The organism is Burkholderia pyrrocinia, assembly GCF_018417535.1.
Classification (GTDB): domain Bacteria; phylum Pseudomonadota; class Gammaproteobacteria; order Burkholderiales; family Burkholderiaceae; genus Burkholderia; species Burkholderia pyrrocinia_E.
This window is the reverse complement of the sequence record NZ_CP070978.1, coordinates 707230-726801: the sequence shown is the minus strand read 5'-3', so window position 1 is coordinate 726801 and position 19572 is coordinate 707230. Positions and strand designations below refer to the sequence as shown.

17 protein-coding genes and 1 pseudogene are annotated in these 19572 nt (G+C 68.6%); 7 read left to right on the top strand and 11 right to left on the bottom strand.

Translation table 11 applies throughout. The features are described 5' to 3' along the window. Positions 1 to 94 precede the first annotated feature (94 nt). Entirely contained in the window at positions 95 to 985 is an 891-nt protein-coding gene (locus JYG32_RS21400; RefSeq protein ID WP_213266879.1) for a LysR family transcriptional regulator, read from the bottom strand. A gap of 174 nt (positions 986 to 1159) precedes the next feature. Here JYG32_RS21400 and JYG32_RS21395 point away from each other — a divergent pair, with 174 nt between their 5' ends. The 5 genes and pseudogenes from JYG32_RS21395 (at position 1160) to JYG32_RS21375 (ending at position 5515) form a co-directional block, all read left to right on the top strand. Next, positions 1160 to 2692: an MFS transporter gene (locus JYG32_RS21395; RefSeq protein ID WP_213266878.1), complete on the top strand. Its 1533-nt coding sequence runs from the start codon at positions 1160 to 1162 to the stop codon at positions 2690 to 2692. Then, positions 2689 to 3705, top strand: a complete 1017-nt coding sequence (locus tag JYG32_RS21390) for an LLM class oxidoreductase (RefSeq protein WP_213266877.1) — start codon at positions 2689 to 2691, stop codon at positions 3703 to 3705. Before JYG32_RS21395 ends, JYG32_RS21390 begins: the two co-directional genes overlap by 4 nt. Next, positions 3702 to 4919, top strand: a complete 1218-nt coding sequence (locus tag JYG32_RS21385) for an MFS transporter (RefSeq protein ID WP_213266876.1) — start codon at positions 3702 to 3704, stop codon at positions 4917 to 4919. Before JYG32_RS21390 ends, JYG32_RS21385 begins: the two co-directional genes overlap by 4 nt. A gap of 56 nt (positions 4920 to 4975) precedes the next feature. Then, positions 4976 to 5259: pseudogene (locus tag JYG32_RS21380) on the top strand (TrbI/VirB10 family protein); the annotation flags it as partial. 7 nt (positions 5260 to 5266) lie between these two features. Then, a complete protein-coding gene (locus JYG32_RS21375; protein ID WP_213266875.1) occupies positions 5267 to 5515 on the top strand; it encodes a DUF2274 domain-containing protein in 249 nt (82 codons plus the stop codon). Between the two features lie 373 nt (positions 5516 to 5888). Here the strand turns inward: JYG32_RS21375 and JYG32_RS21370 are convergent, their stop codons facing one another. From JYG32_RS21370 to JYG32_RS21335, 8 genes are all read right to left on the bottom strand, one after another. Continuing rightward, entirely contained in the window at positions 5889 to 7379 is a 1491-nt protein-coding gene (locus tag JYG32_RS21370; protein WP_213266874.1) for an efflux transporter outer membrane subunit, read from the bottom strand. Between the two features lie 9 nt (positions 7380 to 7388). Continuing rightward, complete coding sequence (locus tag JYG32_RS21365) at positions 7389 to 8543, bottom strand: ABC transporter permease (RefSeq protein WP_213266873.1); 1155 nt, start codon at positions 8541 to 8543, stop codon at positions 7389 to 7391. Then, positions 8540 to 9499, bottom strand: a complete 960-nt coding sequence (locus JYG32_RS21360) for an ABC transporter ATP-binding protein (protein WP_213266872.1) — start codon at positions 9497 to 9499, stop codon at positions 8540 to 8542. The genes JYG32_RS21365 and JYG32_RS21360 overlap by 4 nt, the downstream gene beginning before the upstream one ends. Next, entirely contained in the window at positions 9496 to 10458 is a 963-nt protein-coding gene (locus JYG32_RS21355) for an HlyD family secretion protein (RefSeq protein ID WP_213266871.1), read from the bottom strand. The genes JYG32_RS21360 and JYG32_RS21355 overlap by 4 nt, the downstream gene beginning before the upstream one ends. Then, positions 10455 to 11153, bottom strand: coding sequence for a TetR/AcrR family transcriptional regulator (locus JYG32_RS21350; protein WP_213266870.1), 699 nt, complete (start codon positions 11151 to 11153; stop codon positions 10455 to 10457). The genes JYG32_RS21355 and JYG32_RS21350 overlap by 4 nt, the downstream gene beginning before the upstream one ends. A 273-nt stretch (positions 11154 to 11426) precedes the next feature. Then, positions 11427 to 11846: a cupin domain-containing protein gene (locus JYG32_RS21345; protein WP_213266869.1), complete on the bottom strand. Its 420-nt coding sequence runs from the start codon at positions 11844 to 11846 to the stop codon at positions 11427 to 11429. Between the two features lie 10 nt (positions 11847 to 11856). Then, positions 11857 to 12294, bottom strand: coding sequence for a carboxymuconolactone decarboxylase family protein (locus tag JYG32_RS21340; RefSeq protein ID WP_213266868.1), 438 nt, complete (start codon positions 12292 to 12294; stop codon positions 11857 to 11859). A gap of 94 nt (positions 12295 to 12388) precedes the next feature. Then, positions 12389 to 13873 (bottom strand): PLP-dependent aminotransferase family protein, encoded by a 1485-nt coding sequence (locus JYG32_RS21335; protein ID WP_213266867.1) that lies wholly within the window; start codon positions 13871 to 13873, stop codon positions 12389 to 12391. Positions 13874 to 14207: 334 nt separating this feature from the next. Between JYG32_RS21335 and JYG32_RS21330 the strand changes: the two genes are divergently transcribed. Together JYG32_RS21330 and JYG32_RS21325 are read left to right on the top strand one after the other, a co-directional pair. Then, positions 14208 to 15125 carry a LysR family transcriptional regulator gene (locus JYG32_RS21330; RefSeq protein ID WP_174382808.1) on the top strand — a complete coding sequence of 306 codons (918 nt, stop codon included), beginning with the start codon at positions 14208 to 14210 and terminating at the stop codon, positions 15123 to 15125. 122 nt (positions 15126 to 15247) lie between these two features. Next, positions 15248 to 15997, top strand: coding sequence for an SDR family oxidoreductase (locus JYG32_RS21325; protein ID WP_174382811.1), 750 nt, complete (start codon positions 15248 to 15250; stop codon positions 15995 to 15997). A 76-nt stretch (positions 15998 to 16073) separates the two neighbouring features. Here the strand turns inward: JYG32_RS21325 and JYG32_RS21320 are convergent, their stop codons facing one another. Both JYG32_RS21320 and JYG32_RS21315 read right to left on the bottom strand, forming a co-directional pair. Beyond that, positions 16074 to 17720 (bottom strand): glycoside hydrolase family 32 protein, encoded by a 1647-nt coding sequence (locus tag JYG32_RS21320; protein ID WP_213266866.1) that lies wholly within the window; start codon positions 17718 to 17720, stop codon positions 16074 to 16076. A gap of 169 nt (positions 17721 to 17889) precedes the next feature. Continuing rightward, entirely contained in the window at positions 17890 to 19473 is a 1584-nt protein-coding gene (locus JYG32_RS21315; RefSeq protein WP_213266865.1) for a glycoside hydrolase family 68 protein, read from the bottom strand. Positions 19474 to 19572: the final 99 nt, after the last annotated feature.

The following is a 19572-nucleotide window of genomic DNA, read 5'->3' as shown; positions in this document are numbered from 1 at the left end:
CGTACTCACAGTGTCGGGGACAGGCGCAGGCGATGGGCATCGGCATCTGCGTGGCTTTCCCGGTGGGACCGCGGCAGTTGGCGCGGCCCCACCCCTATCGGGGCTTGAAAAGCTCCGCGCTCATGAAGTCGATGAACGCGCGCAGCTTCGGTGCCAGGTGCTTGCTCGACGGCCAGAGCATGCGGAAGGTGCCCTGATGCTGGTTGAAGTCATCCAGCACCGTCACCAGTTCACCTGCTGCGATCGCGTCGCGCACCATGAAGTCCGGCAGGCAAGCGATTCCAAGGCCGTCGCGGGCGACGTGCACCAGGGCCTCGGTGGTGTTGCACACCATTGACGCCGAGAGGACGGGTTCCGCCTCGTCCTCCGGCACGCGCACGGGCCACGGCTCGAACCTGCCGGTGCTCGGGAACTTGTGTTGCAGGCAGGCATGAGCCGCCAGGTCAGCGGGCACGCGCGGCGTGCCGTGCGCCGCGAAATACCGGGGCGCGCCGACCAGCAGCAGCTTGAAGGTGCCCAACGGGCGGGACATGAGCCGGGAGTCCGTCGGCTCCCCGGTGCGGATAACGGCATCGAACCCGTCCTCGATCACATCGACCATCCGATCCGAGAAATCCACGTCCAGTTCGATGGCCGGGTAGCGATGCATGAAGGCCGTCAGCGCCGGCACGACCAAGCCGCCGACCAGCGGCAGGCTCACGCGCAGCTTGCCCCGGGGTGCTTGCCGGGTTTCCGACAGTTCCAGTTCGGCCGCCTCGACCTCGCAGAGGATGCGCCGACAGCGCTCCAGAAACAGTGCCCCTTCGGCCGTCAGCGTGATGCTGCGCGTGCTGCGGTGGAGCAGGCGCACGCCCAGCCGCTCCTCCAGCCGCGCCACGCTCTTGCCCACGGCGGAGGACGAGATACCGAGGACGCGCCCGGCTTCCGAGAAGCTACGGGCGTCCGCCGCTTGCACGAAGAACGCAATGCCATTGAGAGAGTCCATCTCGTCGCCGATTTAAGAAATTTGGTCCGATATGTTGGGAACATTAGCCTATTTTTCTTGATGGTGCGCGCCCCTACGCTGACGGCTGCGCAGGTTGGATGCGGTCGTCTCGGCTTTCGAAATACGGCTTCGGTGTCTGCCTGTCCCTTCACGGACTCTTTGCGGACGTTTTCCATGACACAAGCCCCGGCCGCCACAAGCGGCACCACTGGCCGCGACTGGTTGCAATTGCTCGCCGCCTGCCTCACCGGCCTCCTGATCCCGTTGTGCTTCACCGGGCCGGCCGTCGTGCTGCCTTCCATCAGCCGGGAACTGGGCGGAACGGCGGTGCAACTGAACTGGGTGGTCAACGGTTACATCCTGACCTACGGGAGCGCCATGATGGCGGCTGGCAGCCTGACCGATACCTATGGCCGCAAGTGCGTGTGGCTGGTCGGCCTGGCACTGTTCGCGCTGGTGACGTTCGCCATCCCGTTGGCGCCAACGGTCGGCTGGATTGACGGCCTGCGCCTGCTGCAAGGACTGGGCGGCGCGGCGGCCTTCGCGGGCGCCATGTCCTCATTGGCGCAGACCTTCCACGGCCCCATCCGCACGCGGGTGTTCAGCCTGCTCGGCACCACGTTTGGCATCGGCCTGGCCTTCGGGCCGCTGGCGTCCGGCTGGCTGGTGGAGGTTGCCGGCTGGCGCTGGGTGTTTCTGGCGACGGCGCTGATCGGGGTGGCCGGCTTCGGGCTGGTATGGGCCAGCGCCACGGAGTCCCGCGACCCGCAGGCCACTGGCCTGGACTGGCCGGGCGCTATCAGCTTCACCGCCGCGCTCGCTCTGTTCACCTACGGCATCCTGCTGGCGCCGGAAGAAGGCTGGCGCAGCGCCTCGGTCATTGGGTCGCTGCTGGCGGCAGCCGTGCTGTTCGTGGCCTTCGTGCAAATCGAGCGGCGCGCGGTGCGGCCGATGCTCGACCTGTCGCTGTTCGGTCGTGGGCGTTTCGTCGGCGTGCAGGTACTGGCCGCGTCGCCGGCCTTCTTCTTCGTCACGCTGATCGTGATGCTGCCGGGCCGCTTCATCGGCATCGACGGGCTGGGTGCGCTTGAAGCGGGACAAATGATGATTGCCCTGGCCGCACCGCTGCTGGTCGTGCCGTTCCTGGCCGCGCTGCTGTCGCGCTGGTTCACTTCCGGCGTGCTGTCCGGCGTCGGGCTGCTGCTGGTGGCGGTCGGGCTGGTCTGGCTGGGCCAGGTGCTGGCTGGCGGCCCCGGCCCCGCGCTGGTGACGCCGCTGGCGCTGATCGGCATCGGCATTGGCCTGCCGTGGGGATTGATGGACGGGATGGCCGTGAGCGTGGTGGAGAAAGAACGCGCGGGCATGGCGACCGGGATCTTCAATTGCGTGCGCGTCTCGGCCGACGGCATCGCCATTGCGGTAGCCGGTGCGCTGCTGGCGTTCCTGATCCAGGCCGGGTTGCTCGGCGCCTTGGGCGCAACCGATCCAGCCGTTGTGATCGAGGCGGCCAATCGTGCCGCGCTCGGCGATCTGGCGCAGGCCAGCGCCCGCGTCACTGGAGAGCGCGCCTTGCTGCTGGCGACCTACGACCACGCATTCCGCTGGGTCTTGTACGTCCTGGCCGCTGCGTCGGCACTGACCGCATTGCTGGTGTTCGCCTTGCTCGGCCGCTCGCGCGCGCATGAAGAAGCGGGAGCGACGGCATGAACCCAATCAGGACAGGTTCTCTGCCCACCGACCTTGCACGGCATCGGGCCTATGCGCGGGTTTTTCAGCCGGGACAGCTCACCTTCGGTTTCATCGCTCCACTGGAGGGCTACCCGGATGCCCCCGCGCCCACGCTGGAGAGGCATGCGGCGCTGGCTCGCCAGGCCGACGCACTCGGTTTTGCGGCGATCTGGCTGCGCGACGTACCATTCCTCGATCCGAGCTTCGGGGACGTGGGGCAAATCCACGATCCGATGGTCTATGCCGGCTGGCTGGCAGCGGTCACCCGGCACATCGCCGTCGGCACGGCCGGCATGGTGATGACCCTGCGCGATCCCGTGCTGGTCGCCAAGCAGGCGGCCAGCGTCGATCAGCTCTCCGGCGGCCGGCTGTTGCTGGGGCTGTCCACGGGGGACCGGGCGACGGAGTACCCGGCGCTGGCCCAGCCCTACGATAACCGGGCGGAACGCTATCGGGAGGCGCATGCGCTGCTGCGCGTCGTGACCGAGCAGCCTTTCCCCATGCACCAGACGGCGCACTACGGGCGGCTCGATGGAAACCTCGACCTGGTGCCCAAGCCCGTGGGCGGCCGCCTGCCGACGCTGGCGATCGGTCGCTGCGGCCAGGACGTCGACTGGCTCGCCAAGCACATGGATGGCTGGATCTGGCATCAAAGCGACTTCGACCGCCTGCCCGACGTACTGGCGCAATGGCGTGCCAGCGGCGATGGGCAGGTGTTCAAGCCTTACGGCTATGGCGTCTTTTTCGACCTCGACGAGAACCCGGACGCACCCTTGCAGGTCGGCCGCGGCATCCGCACGGGCAGGAATGCGCTGATCGCCCTTTGGAAGCGGCAACAGGCGCAAGGGGTGTCCCACGTCGCGTTGAACCTGAAACCGTTGCGGCGTCCCGCCGCCGAAGTTCTGGCGGAACTAGCGGAATACGTGCTGCCGGAGTTTCCCGTCGGGGTGGTCGATGCGGCGATACAAGACGCCGGAGAGGCCCGGCCATGACCGGCCGCACATCGACGGTTTCCATGCTCGGCGCGGCATGGCTGGTGACAGCCGTGTTCATGCTGTCCAATTTGCCAACCCCGCTGTACGTCCACTGGCAGCAGGAACTCGGTTTCTCCACCGGCATGCTGACGGTGATCTTCGCCCTCTACATCGCCGGCCTGCTGGGCACCTTGCTGGTGGCCGGGCAGTTGTCCGACCGCTATGGCCGCAAGCCGGTGTTACTGCCGGGCCTGCTGGCCGCGCTGACGGCCTGCCTGTTGTTCGCCGGTGCGCAATCGGTGCTGGCGTTGGGCATTGCCCGCCTGCTGACTGGCATTGCCGTGGGCATCATGGTATCGGCCGGCATGGCGGCGGTCGGCGACCTGGGCGGCAGCGAACGCAGGCGCCAGGCGGCACTGCTGGCTTCGGTGTCGATGGTCTTCGGGGCCGGGCTGGGGCCGCTGCTCGCAGGCGGCCTGGCGCAAACGCTGGCGCGTCCGATCCTGCCGGTGTTCGGCACCGAGTTGGTTGCACTCGGCAGTGCGCTGATCGTTGCCTGCCTGTTGCCCTTGCGGCGTCCGCTGCGATCCGGCGGCCAACCGTTTCGGCTTCGGCTGCCCACGGTGCCTGCCACCAATCGACGGCATCTGGCTTACGGCATCGCCACCTTCGGGCCGGGTATCACGGCAACCTCGTTCGTGCTGGCGCTGGGGCCATCGCTGTTGTCCCGGTTGCTCGACGTGCGCAGCCCCATGATCGCCGGCGGCATGGCGTGCGCGATGTTCTTGACCGCGACCGGCGTGCAGTTCGCGGTGCGTCACTGGCCGGTACGCGCGATCTTCCTGTGCAGCACCACGGCCACGGTACTGGCGATGGCGAGCCTGGGCATCGCCGTACATGCCTCGCTCGCGCCGATGCTGCTGGCGGCGGCGCTGCTGGCGGGTGCCGGTCAGGGCCTGGGCCAGTTGGGCGGCCTGACCCTGATTGGCCTGCACGTGCCCGACGGACGGCGCGCCGAGGCGAATGCAGTGCTCAACATCGGCGGCTACATCCCGGCAGGGTCGCTGCCGGTCGCGGCGGGCTACCTGATCGACTGGCTTGGATTGGCGGGAGGCGCCACGCTGTTCGCCATCGTGCTGGCCCTGATCGCAGGCTTGGGCGGATTGTTCGTGTTCAAGGCGTTGACGGTACTTGGTGAACCTCGCGCAGCACAAACCCCAGGGAGGGAATGACGATGGAGCTGCGGCATCTGCGTTGTTTCCTTGCCGTGGCCGAAGAACGCCACTTCGTGGACTGGCATCGGGATCGTGTCTTCGCCGGTGCGGCGTCGACCACGCTGCTGGGCGTCGGCGCCGAGCTGGCCGCGCCGGAGAACCGGCAGGACGGCGATCGCGTCATCGTCGCCGGGCGCGACACGCACCGGACAGCATCGATCAGGTCGGTCATGAGATGACCCGGCGCAACCTCGACATCCAGCCCACCTTGACTGAGCGGCCGGGTCTGCCGGTTCGCATCATCGTCAACCGTGATTGGGTGTTGCGGCCGTACCAGCCGCTTTTCCTCAACAGGGGGCTTCACGATGACGACGCGCAAGCTGCGGCTCGGGCCGCTACCGAAAACGGAATCCACGAAGCTGACCTTTGCTTGCCCGGCCAGCCTGAAAGCCGACCTCGACCGCTACGCCGCGCTGAACGCGCAGACCTACGGCGAAGCGGTCGACGCGGCGACGCTGATCCCGCACATGCTCGAAGCCTTCATGGTGGGGGATAGGGGATTCAGGAAGGGTGGCTCGGGCGCGGGTAAGGCAGCTCCGCCGACGCCAAGCTGATGCTGCTGGATTCCGCTGGCGGCTATTCCTCGAACGCGCAGCCCAAGGCTGCGCGTTCTTCGTTCTGGAGGGAGACAGCCGATTGGGCTATGATCGGCGCACGTCCGCCGTCTGCTGGCAATCGCTCCCGATGCAGCACGCACGCTCCGGCTTTCCGCCGCGACGCTCTTATGTGGCTCCTGGCCCACAATGCCGCACTCCCGCAAAGCGGCCCGAAGTAGAGCTAAACCCGCGTCCCGTATAGTCTTTCAATCGTCAAGCCGTTTGTGCAAACGGCTTGACGCCGTCCATTTCTTATTTGCGTTACGCGCATTTCGTCATCGACTGGCTTTGGCCAGGCAGCATCCGGCCTGTGTCACGGCCTTCCTGTCGGTCACTGCGCCGAGTCATCCATCCAGTTCCCCGCCAGCGCCTGAAACAGCGCCGCCGTATCGGCAAGCCGGTCGGCCTGCGCGCGAGTACGGTCGAGCGCCGTCTGCAGCGCCTGCCGCTGCGCGTCGAGCAGGTCGAACGTGCTGATCCCGCCCACCGCGTAACGGTCGCCGGCAATCGCGTTGCTTGCCGCCGCTTCCTGCGCGGCGGTGTCTCTGGCCTGCAATTCGGCCGCGTCGTGTTCGACTGCGCGCATCGCGTCGGCTACCTGCTGAAGCGCCTGCAGCACGGTTTCCCGATAGCTCGCGAACGCGGCGTCGTACGCCGCTTCGGCCGCGCGTTTCTTCGCGTGCAGCTCGCCGCCGTGAAAGAGCGGCTGCGCAAGACCAAGGCCGACGTTCCAGACATTCAACCCGCTCACGATATCCGCGATGCGCGTGCGCTCCGAGCCGATCCCCGCCGAAATCGAAAAACGCGGATACAGGTTTGCGGTAGCCACGCCGACGTTCGCGCTCGCCTGGTGCAGCACGGCTTGCGCCGCGCGGATGTCGGGCCGTTCGCGCGCGAGCGTCGACGGCAGCGTGACGGGCAGCGTGCGCGGCAGCACGAATGCATCGAGCGTGAGGTCGGGCAGCACGGCGCTGGACGGCGGCACACCGAGCAGGATCGCGAGCCGGTGGCCGGCCTGTGCGAGGCGGGCCGCGAGCGGCGGCAGCGATGCCTGTGTCTGTGCGAGCAGCGCGCGTTGCGCATGCACGTCGGCCTGCGACACGCCGCCTGCCGCGAAGCGCGCTTCGACGATGCGCAACTGCCGCGCCTGCGCGTCGACCAGTTGCTGCGTGAGCGCGACCTGCTGCGCGAGCGACGCGCGCAGGATCGCGGTGGCGACGACGTTGCCCGCGAGCGTCAGCCGCGCGGCGTCGAGCGTGTACGACCGATAGTCGACCTGCGCGCGCAGTGCTTCGAGTGCGCGCCGGTTGCCGCCGAACACGTCGAGCACGTACGACACGCTGACCGACGCGTCGTACAGCGTGAACGGCCCCGGATTCGGCACGTTGGCCGGCAGCCCGAACGCCGTGGTGTCGACCTTCTCGCGCGTGGCGGACAGGTTCGCGTCGACGCGCGGCAGCATCGTCGCACCGGCTTCGGCCGCATGGTCCTGCCGCGCTTCGTCGAGCCGCGCGCGGGCCTCGGCGAGCGTCGGGCTGTTTTGCCACGCGGTGTCGACAAGCCGGTTCAGCGGTTCCGAGCCGAACTCGGTCCACCAGTGTCGCGGCGCGTGCACGGCCGATGCGAACGTCTGCGCGTCGCCGGCCGGGCCGCCGGCGGCCGCCGTCGTGACGGGCGGTTCATCGCGCGTGTATTGCTGCGTGGCCGGCGCATCCGGCGTGCGGAAATCCGGCCCGACCGCGCAACCGGCGACGAGCAGCGCAGCGGCGGCCCACGCAAAGCCGCGGGCAGCGATGGAGGCGCGATGCGAAGCCGGTTTCATCGTGCGCGCCTAATCGAGCGTGCGCCGGTAGAAGCGCAGCGCGATGCCCATCACGACGACGGTGAACAGCGCGACCGGCCACACGGACGGCCACAGGTCGGCCCACCCGTTGCCTTTCAGCAGGATGCCGCGCACGAGGCGGTTGAAGTAGGTGAGCGGCAGCAGGTTGCCGATGAGCTGCGCCCACTTCGGCATCCCGGCGAACGGGAACATGAAACCCGACAGCAGGATATTCGGGAGGAAATAGAACACCGCGAGCTGCATCGCCTGCAACTGGTTCTGCGCGAGTGATGAAAGCGTGATGCCGACCGTCAGGTTCGCGGCGATGAACAGCAGCGCGGACAGGTAGATCGCGAACACGCCGCCGACGAACGGCACGTGAAACACGAACCGCGCGGCCGCGAGAATGATCGACACCTGGATCAGCCCGATGAACACGTACGGGACGATCTTGCCCGTCATCACCTCGAGCGGCCGCACGGGCGTCGCGAGCAGGTTCTCCATCGTGCCGCGCTCGCGTTCGCGCGTGATCGCGAGGCCCGTCATCATCACCATCGTCATCGTCAGGATCACGCCCATCAGGCCCGGCACGACGTTGTATTGCGTGATGCCTTCGGAGTTGTACAGCCGGTGCAGCACGACGTCGAACGCGGCCGGGCGGCCGTTCAGGTGCGCGAGCGGCCCTGTCAGGTCCTTGTCCGCGACGGGCTGCACGAGGCCCGGCAGCGCGCCGATCGCCGATGCGGTCGCGACGGGATCGGTCGCGTCCGCCTCGACGAGCAGCGACGGACGTTCGCCGCGCAGCAGCCGCCGCGAGAAATCGGCCGGCACGCTCAGTACGAACTGCACGTCGCCGCGGGCGAGCGCATGCCGGCCGGCCGCCTCGTCGGGCAGCGTCTCGACGATGTCGAAGTACGCGGAATTGCGCATAGCGGCGATGAAGCTGCGCGCGAACGGGCTCGAATCGGCGACGATCACCGCGGTCGGCAGGTGCTTCGGATCGGTGTTGATCGCGAAGCCGAACAGCGCGAGCTGGATGATCGGCACGCCGACGATCATCGCGAACGTCACGCGGTCGCGGCGCAACTGCAGGAACTCCTTCAGCACGATGCTCCACCAGCGCGCGACCGAGAACGATTCGCGCAGGCCCGCCCACGCGTTCATGACGATGCTCCGCCGGGCGGCCCGGATGCGCGGCCCATCATGAAGATGAAGACGTCTTCGAGCCCCGTGTCGGCCGGCGCGATCTGCAGCGTTGCACTCCCGTCCGCCTGCGCCGCGACCTGCGCGAGCGTCGCGTCGAGCAGCGCGCGATCGCGGCCGCTCACGTGCAGCGCGGAACCGAACACGACGGTTTGATCGACACCCGGCATCGTGCGCAACCGCGCGGACAGTTCGGTCAGGTGCCCGCCGGTGATCGTGCGCGTCGACAGGCGCTGCGATGCGACGATCTCCGCCGACGTGCCCTGCGCGAGCAGTTCGCCGTACGCGATATACGCGAGCTTGTGGCAGCGTTCGGCTTCGTCCATGTAGTGCGTGCTGACGAGCACTGAAATCCCTTGCGCGGCCAGCCGGTGCAGTTCCTCCCAGAAGTCGCGGCGCGCGGCCGGATCGACGCCGGCGGTCGGCTCGTCGAGCAGCAGCAGTTCGGGCTCGTGCAGCATGCACGCGGCCAGCGCGAGGCGCTGTTTCCAGCCGCCCGACAGCGCGCCCGTGAGCTGGTCCGCGCGGCTCGCGAGGCCGAGCCCGTCGAGCGTGCGCGCGACGGCCGCCTTGCGGTCGGGCATCCCGTACACGCGCGCGACGAAATCGAGGTTCTCGCGGATCGACAGGTCTTCCCAGTACGAGAAGCGCTGCGTCATGTAACCGACGCGCCGCTTGATCTGCGCGCTGTCGCGCACGATGTCGTAGCCGAGGCAGGTGCCGCTGCCCGAGTCGGGTGTGAGCAGGCCGCACATCATCCGGATCGACGTCGTCTTGCCGCTGCCGTTCGGTCCGAGAAAGCCGAAGATCTCGCCGCGCGCGACGCGCAGCGAGACGTCCTTCACGACGTGCTTGTCGCCGAAGCGCTTGTTCAGGCGATCGACGTCGATCGCGTACGGAGCGGCCGGCGCGTTCATTGCACCCCCACGGCGACGGGCTGGCCAGGATGCAGCTTCGGCGCGTCGGCGACGGCGGGGCGCGCCTCGATCATGAACACGAGCTTGGTCCGGCTCTCGTTGCTGTAGATCACGGGCGGCGTGTATTCGGCCTCGCTCGACACGTAGGTGACGCGCGCGGGCACGTCGGCCGCGCAGCCGTCGCAGCGGATCGCGACCGCGCGCCCCGGCGCGAGCGATGCGATGGCGGCTTCCGGCACGAAGAAGCGCACCTTCAGGTTTTGCGGCGGCAGCATCTGCACGACCGGATTGCCGGCCTGCACCCATTCGCCGACGCGGTACAGCGTGTCGTACACGCGCCCGGCGGCGGGCGCGGCGACGCGCTTCTGGTCGAGCTTCCATTGCGCTTCGGTGACTGCCGCCTGCGCGGCGTCGACCTGCGCGGCCTGCGCGGCGACCTGCTGCGCGCGGCCCGGCAGGCGCGCGACGTCGACCTGGTTCCGCAACTCGCGCATCTGCGCGGCGGTGGTCTGCGCGGACGTGTGCGAATCGTCGAGCTGCTGCTTCGACAGGCCGCCGGCCGCGTACTGGCGTTCGTCGCGCGCGAGCTGCGCGGCGGCCCGCGCGGCCTGCGCGGTGGCCTGTACGAGCTGCGCCTGCGTGACGGCCACTTCCGGCGGGCGCTTGCCGGTCTGCAGGTCGGCAAGCTGTGCACGCGCCGCGGCGAGTTGATGTTGCGCCTGCAGCAGCGCGGCTGCTTCGTTCGCGGCTTCGAGCGAGAACGCCGGCGCGCCGGCGGCGACGGCCTGGCCGCGTGCGACCGACAACTGCGTCAGCGTGCCCGATTGCGACGACGACAGGTACACGAATTCGCCTTCGACATAGCCCTGGTAGGTTGTGCCGTGGTCCGTCGACCGTCCGCAACCGACGAGCAGCGCGATGGCGGCCAGCGCGAGCGGCCGCGCGCGGGCCGCGTTCACGACGGCCTCCGCGGCGAGCGCGTCCGGGCACGCGGCGCGGCGGCCGGCGGCTGCATGCCGGAACCGAGCAGCGCGCGGACGTGCCGGTGCAGCACGTCGCGGTCGATCGGCGGCAGGCCGCGCGCGCTTTGCCACAGCTTTGCGGTCGCGAGCGGCAGCATCACGAGCGCGATGATCGAATGGAACAGGAAGGCGGGTTCGAGCGCAGGGTTCAGCGTGCCGGCCTGCTGCGCGGCGCGGATGCGTTCGGCGAAACGCCCGACATGCTCGAGCGGAATGCGCCGGAGCATCCGCTCGCGCAGCAGCCCGCCTTCGTGGACGATCTCGCGCAGCCAGATCGACGGCAGCCACGGCATGCGGTGCGTGACGTCGAAGAAGCGATCGACGAGTTCGGCGACGAGCGCGAACGGATCGTTCTCGATCCGCGGCTCGGTCGGTCGCCACACGAACGCGATGACCTGCGCGAGCCGCTCCTCGACGATCGCGTCGAGCAGTTGTTCGCGGTTCGTGAAGTAGTAGTGGACCATCGCGGACGTGACGCCGGCGGCGGCGGCGATCTGCGCGACCGTCGTCGCGGCGATGCCGTGCTCGGCGAACAACTGCATCGCGACGTCGAGCATGTGGTCGCGCAGATCGAAATCGCCCGTCGACGGGCGGCGCCCGCGCGGCCTGGCAACGGTGGATTTCGCGTTCATGCAGACGACGCTAATTGATGAGTTAGTTAATTTCAAGAAAGGGTTTTCGCCTGCGTTGATCGCGATCGGACGCGCGTCGAATGGCGGCGCGGACGGGCAGGGAGATGACGCGGCGGCGCGCGGTGTGCCGGCGGCGGAGTGTAGGGAGCGGCTAATGGGGAAACGGCGGAGGGGAACAGCGAAAAGCGGCGGAGAAACCGCACGGACCCGGCGGGAAAACCGGTCGCGAATCGGAGGCGCGGGCCTGACACGGCACGCACCCCCGAAACGTCGTCACTGATCGATCGGCGACTTCAGCGGCGCGTGTTCGCCGGTCAGCCCGAACACGACGAGCTGCGCGGGCTCGGTCGCACTCGCGTTGCGCGACACCTGGTGGCGCGAGCCGGGCGGCTCGTACCAGCCTTCGCCGGCGCGATGGCGATGCAGCGGGCCGCCGTTGACCTGCGACAGTACTTCGCCTTTCGACACGACCGCGAACACCGAGCCGAGGTGCCGGTGCGCTTCGGAAGCCTGGCCGGGCGCATAGTCGACGGTCGCGACGACGACGAGCTTGCCGGGCGCTTCGGGCACGGCTTGCCGCATGATCGCGTGCACGTTGTCGCCGGCGTCGTGCGCATGGGCGGCGGCCGGCAGTGCGGCGCCGAGCGCGAGCCCCGCGCACAGGGCGGCTCGACGGAGCGTGGAGCGGATCATCGTCGGCGCCTTACTCGGGCATCTTGCGGAACGCGATCGCAAAGCGGTTCCACGAGTTGATCGTCGCGATCAGCACCGACAGGTCGAACAGCTCCTCGTCGCTGAAGTGCGGCTTCACGGCTTCCCAGACGGCATCGGGCACGTGATTGCTGGCGACCAGCGTCAGCGCCTCGGTCCATTCCAGCGCCGCGCGTTCGCGCTCGGTGAAGAACGGCGTTTCGCGCCATGCGACGACGGTCGCAAGACGGCGGTCGGTTTCGCCGCCCTTGCGCGCGTCGGTCGTGTGCATGTCGACGCAGAACGCGCAACCGTTGATCTGCGACGCGCGCAGGCGGACGAGTTCGGCGAGCGGCTTCTCGATCGAGCTCTTCGCGAGGAATTCCTCGGCGTTGCGCATCACCTTGATCGCATTCGGGCTGGCGGCATAGAAGTTCAGGCGCGGTTGCATGGCGGGTCCTTGTTCGGTTGGTGCGCCCGGCGGCGCGACAGGACCCACTTTAAGACGTTGATTGGCCTTCTTGAATAACCAATTGTTTGGAAAATCAGGTAACCAGTGCCGGTGCGCCGACGCTGCCGGCACCCAGCAGCCCGGCCAGCTTCGCGAGTGCCGTGTCGATGCGCGGCGCGTCGATCCCGCCATAGCCGAACAGCAACCCCGCGCGGACCGGCACGCCGACGTGGAACGCCGAGATGCCGTACAGGCCGATGTCCTGCGTGCGCGCCGCGCGGACCAGCGCCGCTTCGTCGAGCCCAGGCTTCAGGTGCGCGGCGAGGTGGATGCCGGCGGTCGGCACGATCGCGTCGAACCACGGCGCGAGTCCACCGCGCAGATGCGCGATCAGCATCTTGCGGCGCGCATCGTAGTGCTTCTGCACGCGCTTCAGGTGCCGCGCGAAATCGCCTTCGAGCATGAAGCGCGCGAGCGCCGCCTGCGTCAGCGTGCAGGTGTGCCAGTCGACGATCTGCTTCGCCTTGGCGAGCGCGCCGCGCAGCGCGCGCGGCGGAATCGCGTAACCGATCCGCAGTTCGGGAAAGATCGTCTTGGAGAACGTGCCGACGTACGCGACGAGGCCCGTCCGGTCGAGGCTCTTCAGCGATTCCACCGGCCGGCCTTCGAAGCGGAACTCGCCGTCGTAGTCGTCCTCGATGATCACCGCGCGGCGGCGCTGCGCCCATTCGAGCAGCGCGATGCGCCGCTCCAGCGTCATCGGCATCCCGAGCGGGAACTGGTGCGACGGCGTCACGTAGACGAGGCGCGCTTCGTCGGGCAGCCGTTCCGTGACGAGACCGTGCGCGTCGACCGGCACGCCGATCACCGTCGCGCCGAGCGACGCGAACGCGGCGCGCGCCGGCGGATAGCCGGGATCCTCGACCGCGACCACGTCGCCGGGCCGCACGACGACGCGCGCGAGCAGATCGAGCGCCTGTTGCGCGCCTTGCGTGACGAGCACGTCGTCCCAACTGCAGGCGACCGCGCGGCTGAACGCGACGTAGCGCGCGATCGCGCCGCGCAACTGCGGATCGCCGGCCGGGGCGTGATACTGGCCGGGGCCGCGTGCCTGCTGGCGCAGCGCGTGGTGCAGGCAGCGCCGCCATGCGTCGAACGGGAACAGTGTCTTGTCGGTCACGCCGCCGCGGAAGTCGAAGCCGGGCGAATCCTGCGGCGCGGGCATCGCGAGCGCGTCGGGCAGGTCGTTCCACAGCGCGCGCGCGTCGACCGCGTCGATGCGCGGCGTGTCCTCGACGAGCGACGGTGCCGACATGGCCGCGGCATGCGGCACGCGCGCGAGGCCATCGGCGACGAACGTGCCGTCGCCCGCACGCGTATTCAGGTAGCCCTCGGCGACGAGACGCTCGAACGCGTCGAGCGTCGTCTTGCGCGATACGCCGAGCTGCTTCGCGAGATCGCGCGTCGACGGCAGCCGGGCGCCGGCTGCCAGGCGCCCGTCGACGATCGCAGTGCGCAGTTGCCGGAAGATTTGCCCTGTCAGGTCGTGGCGGCCTTCGATGCGGATCGCGATGTCCATCGCAGTGGTTACCTCGGTTTGTGCTGTTTTGCCGAAACTGGTGTGCCGCCAGTATGCCGCCGGCGCGCGGATTCGGGTTGGCGGGATGTTGCGTTCGACGCGGTGTGGGGGCGGGGAACCGGAGGGTGGGAGCGGTGATCGAGCGTTAGAAACCGGCGAAACCGGCGAAACCGGCGGGCCATTCGAGCGGAACGCCGAATGAAGCGACGTTTGCCCGACACCTGCCCACCCATCCGCTGCATCGAACGCCATCCGATTGGACCGCCGCTTGCCACTGCCTTACGATCCACCGGAGCCATCACAACCCCAGACCAACCCCACACCGGAGCGCCCCATGCTGTCCGAAGACGAACTTGCGCTGCTCGACGCGATCCGCGCGACCGGCAGCCTGTCGCGTGCCGCCGCGCGCCTCGGCAAGGCGCCGTCGACCGTGTCGCACGCCGCGCGCCAGCTCGAAACGCGTTTCGACGCGCTGTTGTTCGACCGGCGCGGCTACCGGCTGAAGCTCACGCCGGCCGGACAATTGCTGGCCGATGAAGCGTCGCGGCTGGCGCTGGACGTCGCGCGGCTGACGCAGCGCGTGCGGCAGGTCGCGAGCGGCTGGGAGGACCGGCTGTGGATCGTCAGCGACGAGGTGCTGGAGTTCGACACGCTGCTGCCGGTCGTCCGTGCGTTCGACGCGCTCGATTCGGGCGTGTCGCTGCGCTTCACGCACGAAGTGCTCGGCGGCACCTGGGAAGCGCTGCGCGACGGTCGCGCGGATCTGGTCGTCGGTGCGACCAACGAGCCGCCGGCGATTCCGGGCCTCAAATGGTTCGAGCTGGGCGCGATGGAGTGGGTGTTCGCGGTGTCGCCGCGCCATCCGCTTGCGTCGGTGAGCGACGTGCTGACGCGTGACGCGATCGGCGCGCATCGCGCGGTCGTCGTCGCCGATTCGTCGCGGCGCGCGGCCGGACGCGCGTATGGCCTGCTCGGCGGGCAGGCCGTGCTCGCGGTGCCGTCGATGCGCGCGAAGATCCTCGCGCAGCGCGATGCGCTCGGCGTCGGCTGGGTGCCGCGCCGGCGCGTGGCGTCGCTGCTCGCGCGCGGCGAACTCGTCGAAAAACAGACGACCAACCCGCGCGAACCGAACCTGCTGTATGTCGCGTGGCACAGCGACCGCGATGGCCGTGCGCTGCAATGGTGGCTCGAGCAATTGCACGAGCCGAGACTCGCGCAGCGGTTGCTCGACGGGATCGACGTGGCCGGCTGATCACGCCCACTCAAACATGTTCGACGTTTTCGAACGTGTTCGTCGCGCCCGTCGTACGGCTACGCCGAACGCCGCGCGCATCCTGTGTTCACGGTCAACTCACCGGTTCACAGGAGAACATCATGCAACGCTTCGAAGGAAAAACGGTCCTCGTCACGGGCGGCAACAGCGGCATCGGCCTCGCGGCCGCCAAAGCATTCGCGGCCGAAGGCGCGCGGGTCATCATCACCGGGCGCGACGCGCAGACGCTGGAAGCCGCACGGCAAACGCTCGGCGAAGGCGCGCTCGCGATCCGCAACGAGGCCGGCAGCGTCGCGTCGGCCCGCGCGCTGGCGGACGCGATCGCGACGGCGGGCGCGCGGCTCGACGCCGTGTTCATCAACGCGGGCGTCGCGAAACTCGCGCCGTTCGCGGATAGCGACGAGGCCATGTGGGACCTCGTGTTCAACACCAACGTGAAGGGCGCGTATTTCCAGATCCAGTCGCTGGTGCCGCTGCTGAACCGCGGCGCATCGATCGTGATCAACGGCTCGATCAACGCGCACATCGGGATGCCCGGCTCGTCGGTGTACGCGGCGAGCAAGGCGGCCGTCAATTCGTTCGCGAAGACGCTGTCGACGGAACTGCTGCCGCACGGCGTGCGCGTGAACGTCGTGAGCCCGGGGCCCGTTCAGACGCCGCTGTACGGCAAGCTCGGGCTCGATGCGGCGACGCTCGACGAGACGGCCGCGAAGATCAAGGGCCTGGTCCCGATCGGCCGGTTCGGCACGCCGGACGAAATCGCGTCGACGGTGCTGCACCTCAGCGCGGCGGAATCCGCGTTCATCGTCGGCGCGGAGATCATCGCGTCGGGCGGGATGGGGTTGCTCTGAGCCGGGAAGCCGGCAGGGCGGCCCGCGCCCGACGCGACGTCGGGCAGGCGGGCGGCCCGCGTCGTCGCCTGCGAGGCTATCGCGACGTGCAAGCGTCACGCGGCTCGCCGCGCCCGTCGAGCCGCGTCACCGTGAGCCCGGAGAACGTCGCGCGGCCATGCTCGGCAAACACCGCGACGCGATCCGCGTCGAGCGGCGGAAAGATCAGGTCGGTGAGCGCGACGCGACCGCCGTTCGCAAACACTTCGACCGACCCGCGATCGACGACGATTTCGAGCCGCAGTTGCCCGTGCTCAAGCGGCAGGTCGACGATGTGCTCGCGGCTGAACGTACCGGCGAAATTCGTTTCACCTGACTGCGAGCGGTCGAGCGTCAGCATGCGTTTCGCCGTGTCGTACACGATCCGGGTGCCGGTCGTGCCGTCCGCCGAGCGCCGGACGATGAGACCGGCGCGCGCCGCGCGCTGCGGCGTGATCGTCACCGTGATGCGTTGCACGACGCCGCGCGTCGCAGCCGACAGCTCGCGCGTGGCGGACTCGACGGCGAGCTCGCCTTCGTGCACGGCGGGCCGACCGTCCGTCCACGCGTCGAACGCGGCGGCCGGCGTGACGACGAGCCGGGGTTCGCCGTCGATCGTCTCCAGCGCCAGCTCGCGCGGCAGGGTCGTCGCGCCGCGCCACGGCGTCGTCGGCACTTTTGCCGCGTAATCCCAGTTGCTCATCCACGCAATCGCGACCGGCCGGGTGCCGGGCGCGCCCGAGAAGGTGCCGGCGGCATAAAAGTCGGCGCCGTGATCGACCCAGCGGAATTGGACGGGATCGGAACCGGCCGGCGCGACACGATCGGGCGTGAACGTGCGGCCGTCGAAGTCGCCGACGAAATACATCGCGCCCGAGCCGCCCGCGATCGACCACGGATTCACATTGACGATCATCACCCACTTGATGTGTCGACCATCGCCGTCGAGCGGCAGCGGCACGAGGTCGGGCATCTCCCATAGTGCGCCTGCGTGCGGCACGTCCGGTAACGTGAAGTCGCTCAGGAACGACCAATGGATCAGGTCGTCGGAGCGATAGAGCTTGACGACATGCGCGTCGGCGACGACCGTCGTCATCAGCCAGTAGCGTCCCGGCGCGTACCACGACACCTTCGGGTCGCGGAACTGCTTCGATTCGGGATCGAGCGTGAGCACCGGGTTGTGCGCGTAGGGCTGCCACGTCGTGCCGTGGTCGACGCTGTAGGCGAGCGACTGCGCCTGCGTGCCGGGCGCGTGACCCGAGCCGTCCTTGTAGACGCTCGTGTAGAGCGCAACCAGCGGTGTCGTGCCTGGCGACCCGAGGCCCGACGTGTTGTGCGTGTCGGCGACGATCGAGCCGGAGAAGATTTCCTCGGTGGCGTTCGCGCGCATCGCGACCGGTTGCTCGCGCCAGTGAACCAGATCGGCGCTGGTCGCGTGGCCCCACGACATGTTGCCCCAGTCGTTGCCGGCCGGGTTGTACTGATAAAACAGGTGGTAGCGGCCGTTGTCGTAGACGAGGCCGTTCGGATCGTTCATCCAGTTGCGCTGCGGCGTGTAATGCAGCGCGGGGCGCCATTGCGGCGTGCCGTTTTCGGGCGATGTGCCGCAGGGCGCGGCGGCGGCCTGCGTGCAGGCCGCGCCCGCCGCACACGCGAGCAGCAGCCGGGCGATCCGGAAGGAAAAGCGGAAAAACGTCGATCTCATGCGGGGTCCGGTGCTCCGTCGCGCGAAGCGGGAAAGGAGGGCGCATGCCGCTTGCGACGGCGGCACGCGCGATCTGCGAAAGAAAAAAGGGGCGGCGCGCACGCGACACGCGCGATGTGCGCCGCCTCAACGCTTGCGGGCGGTACCCGCTGCGACCGTAACGGAACCGTTACGGACGGGTGCCCGGGCCGTCGTTGTGGCCGGCGCCCGTCGCGGGCAGGTTCGACGGGATGTCGCCGTAACCGCCGAGCCCGCCGCGTCCATACGCGCGGTCGACCGCCGTCGACGCGCCGTTGATGTTGACCTTCACCGTCGGCGCGAGCGTGCCGCCGCGACGCGCGCCGATCGCATCGATGAACGATTCGACGAGCCCGCCTGGCATCACGTAATGCGAATACGACTGGAATTCGCGCGGGTTCTGGTTCGGATCCTGCGAATACGGTGCGCCGGCCGGTGCGGAGAAATCGGTCGGGTTGCCGAGCACGAGGCCGCTGCCGCCGTTCAGCGGCAGGAAGTCGCTGCGGATGCCGTTGCCGACGAAGCCGTACACGCCGTCCGGCCCGTCGACGCCCGCGGCCATCGTCGTACGGTGGCTGATCGTGAACAGGTAGTACTTGCCGTCCTTCAGGTAGATCTGCGGACGCTCGGTCTGGTCGTCGACGCAGTTCGCCGACAGGATCGGCGGCAGGAACTTCCACTCGGTCAGTTGCGGGTTCGTCGCGACCGCCAGGCCGACGTTGGCCTTTTGATACACTGCGCCCGAGTTCATCACCGCGTTGAGGTCTTCCTTGTACGGATCGTTCGGCGCATAGCCGAGATCGGCTTCGGTACAGGTGCGGGCGCCGCGCTGGCCGCCCGTATTGCCTTCGAAGACCATGTAGGTCTTGCCCGGGTGTGCGGGATCGGTGAACACGAACGGATCGCGGAACGAGAAGTAGGTGTTCTGCTGGCCCGTCTGGTAGTAGTTGCCGTCCGGCTGCAGCAGCGCCTTGTGGTCGTCGAAGCCGCTGAACCACACGTGCTTGTCGTCGGCGTGGATGTGGCCGTCGGCGCGCGTGATGATCGCCTGCGGCGGCGTGATGTCGGCACCGCCGGGCGCCGAGCGGTTGAACGACGTCGCGGTGTAGTAGAGGCTGACGTTGTCGCCGTGCGTGAGGCGCGCGGAGCCCGACCATTCGGCGTTATTGGTCATCGGCGAGGTACCGAACACCTTGACGCTCGCGCCGTCCGGGAACAGGTGGCCGCCCCAGGTCCAGCCGCCGTTCGCGGGCCGCTGCGACGCGGGGACGCCCGCGCGGCGGTAGAAGAAGCCGATGCGCGCATGGACGTGGCGGTCATCGAACGTGTAGCCCGCATGCGGATCGGCGGTGAGCGAGAAGATCACTTCCCAGCCCTTGTAGCTGAGCTGGTTCGCGCGCAGGTCGGCCAGCGGCCAGGTATCCCAGACCCACACGTTCGAATTGATCAGCGGGAAATCCTGCGGGATGTCCGGCATCGTCAGCGCTTGCGGCAGCGAATTCCTGTCGGCGCCGGCCGTGTGCGACTGCGCGACGATCTGGCGGATGTCCGCGCGGGTCCAGCGCATCGTGAAGTTGCCTTCGGGATCGTAGGCCTGCTGCGTATGGGGCGTGGGCACCGGCGCGCCCGTGCCGCCGGACTGCGCGTGCGCGACGGACGCGAAGGCGGCGAGTGCGCCGCCAGCGAGGAGCAAACGTTTGGTCGCGGGCGAACGGAACAGGGGAAAGTGTTTCATCTCGTCGTTGTTTCCTGGGAAAGTGAAAGTGAACGGCTAAGTGGGCATCGATGTCCAAACCGGTTTGGATGCTATTTCAAACCGGTTTGGAACGCAAAA

Coding starts and splice junctions, on each gene's coding strand:
- JYG32_RS21400 (WP_213266879.1), bottom strand. CDS start 985: ATGGACTCTCTCAATGGCATTGCGTTCTTCGTGCAAGCGGCGGACGCC.
- JYG32_RS21395 (WP_213266878.1), top strand. CDS start 1,160: ATGACACAAGCCCCGGCCGCCACAAGCGGCACCACTGGCCGCGACTGG.
- JYG32_RS21390 (WP_213266877.1), top strand. CDS start 2,689: ATGAACCCAATCAGGACAGGTTCTCTGCCCACCGACCTTGCACGGCAT.
- JYG32_RS21385 (WP_213266876.1), top strand. CDS start 3,702: ATGACCGGCCGCACATCGACGGTTTCCATGCTCGGCGCGGCATGGCTG.
- JYG32_RS21375 (WP_213266875.1), top strand. CDS start 5,267: ATGACGACGCGCAAGCTGCGGCTCGGGCCGCTACCGAAAACGGAATCC.
- JYG32_RS21370 (WP_213266874.1), bottom strand. CDS start 7,379: ATGAAACCGGCTTCGCATCGCGCCTCCATCGCTGCCCGCGGCTTTGCG.
- JYG32_RS21365 (WP_213266873.1), bottom strand. CDS start 8,543: ATGAACGCGTGGGCGGGCCTGCGCGAATCGTTCTCGGTCGCGCGCTGG.
- JYG32_RS21360 (WP_213266872.1), bottom strand. CDS start 9,499: ATGAACGCGCCGGCCGCTCCGTACGCGATCGACGTCGATCGCCTGAAC.
- JYG32_RS21350 (WP_213266870.1), bottom strand. CDS start 11,153: ATGAACGCGAAATCCACCGTTGCCAGGCCGCGCGGGCGCCGCCCGTCG.
- JYG32_RS21345 (WP_213266869.1), bottom strand. CDS start 11,846: ATGATCCGCTCCACGCTCCGTCGAGCCGCCCTGTGCGCGGGGCTCGCG.
- JYG32_RS21340 (WP_213266868.1), bottom strand. CDS start 12,294: ATGCAACCGCGCCTGAACTTCTATGCCGCCAGCCCGAATGCGATCAAG.
- JYG32_RS21335 (WP_213266867.1), bottom strand. CDS start 13,873: ATGGACATCGCGATCCGCATCGAAGGCCGCCACGACCTGACAGGGCAA.
- JYG32_RS21330 (WP_174382808.1), top strand. CDS start 14,208: ATGCTGTCCGAAGACGAACTTGCGCTGCTCGACGCGATCCGCGCGACC.
- JYG32_RS21325 (WP_174382811.1), top strand. CDS start 15,248: ATGCAACGCTTCGAAGGAAAAACGGTCCTCGTCACGGGCGGCAACAGC.
- JYG32_RS21320 (WP_213266866.1), bottom strand. CDS start 17,720: ATGAGATCGACGTTTTTCCGCTTTTCCTTCCGGATCGCCCGGCTGCTG.
- JYG32_RS21315 (WP_213266865.1), bottom strand. CDS start 19,473: ATGAAACACTTTCCCCTGTTCCGTTCGCCCGCGACCAAACGTTTGCTC.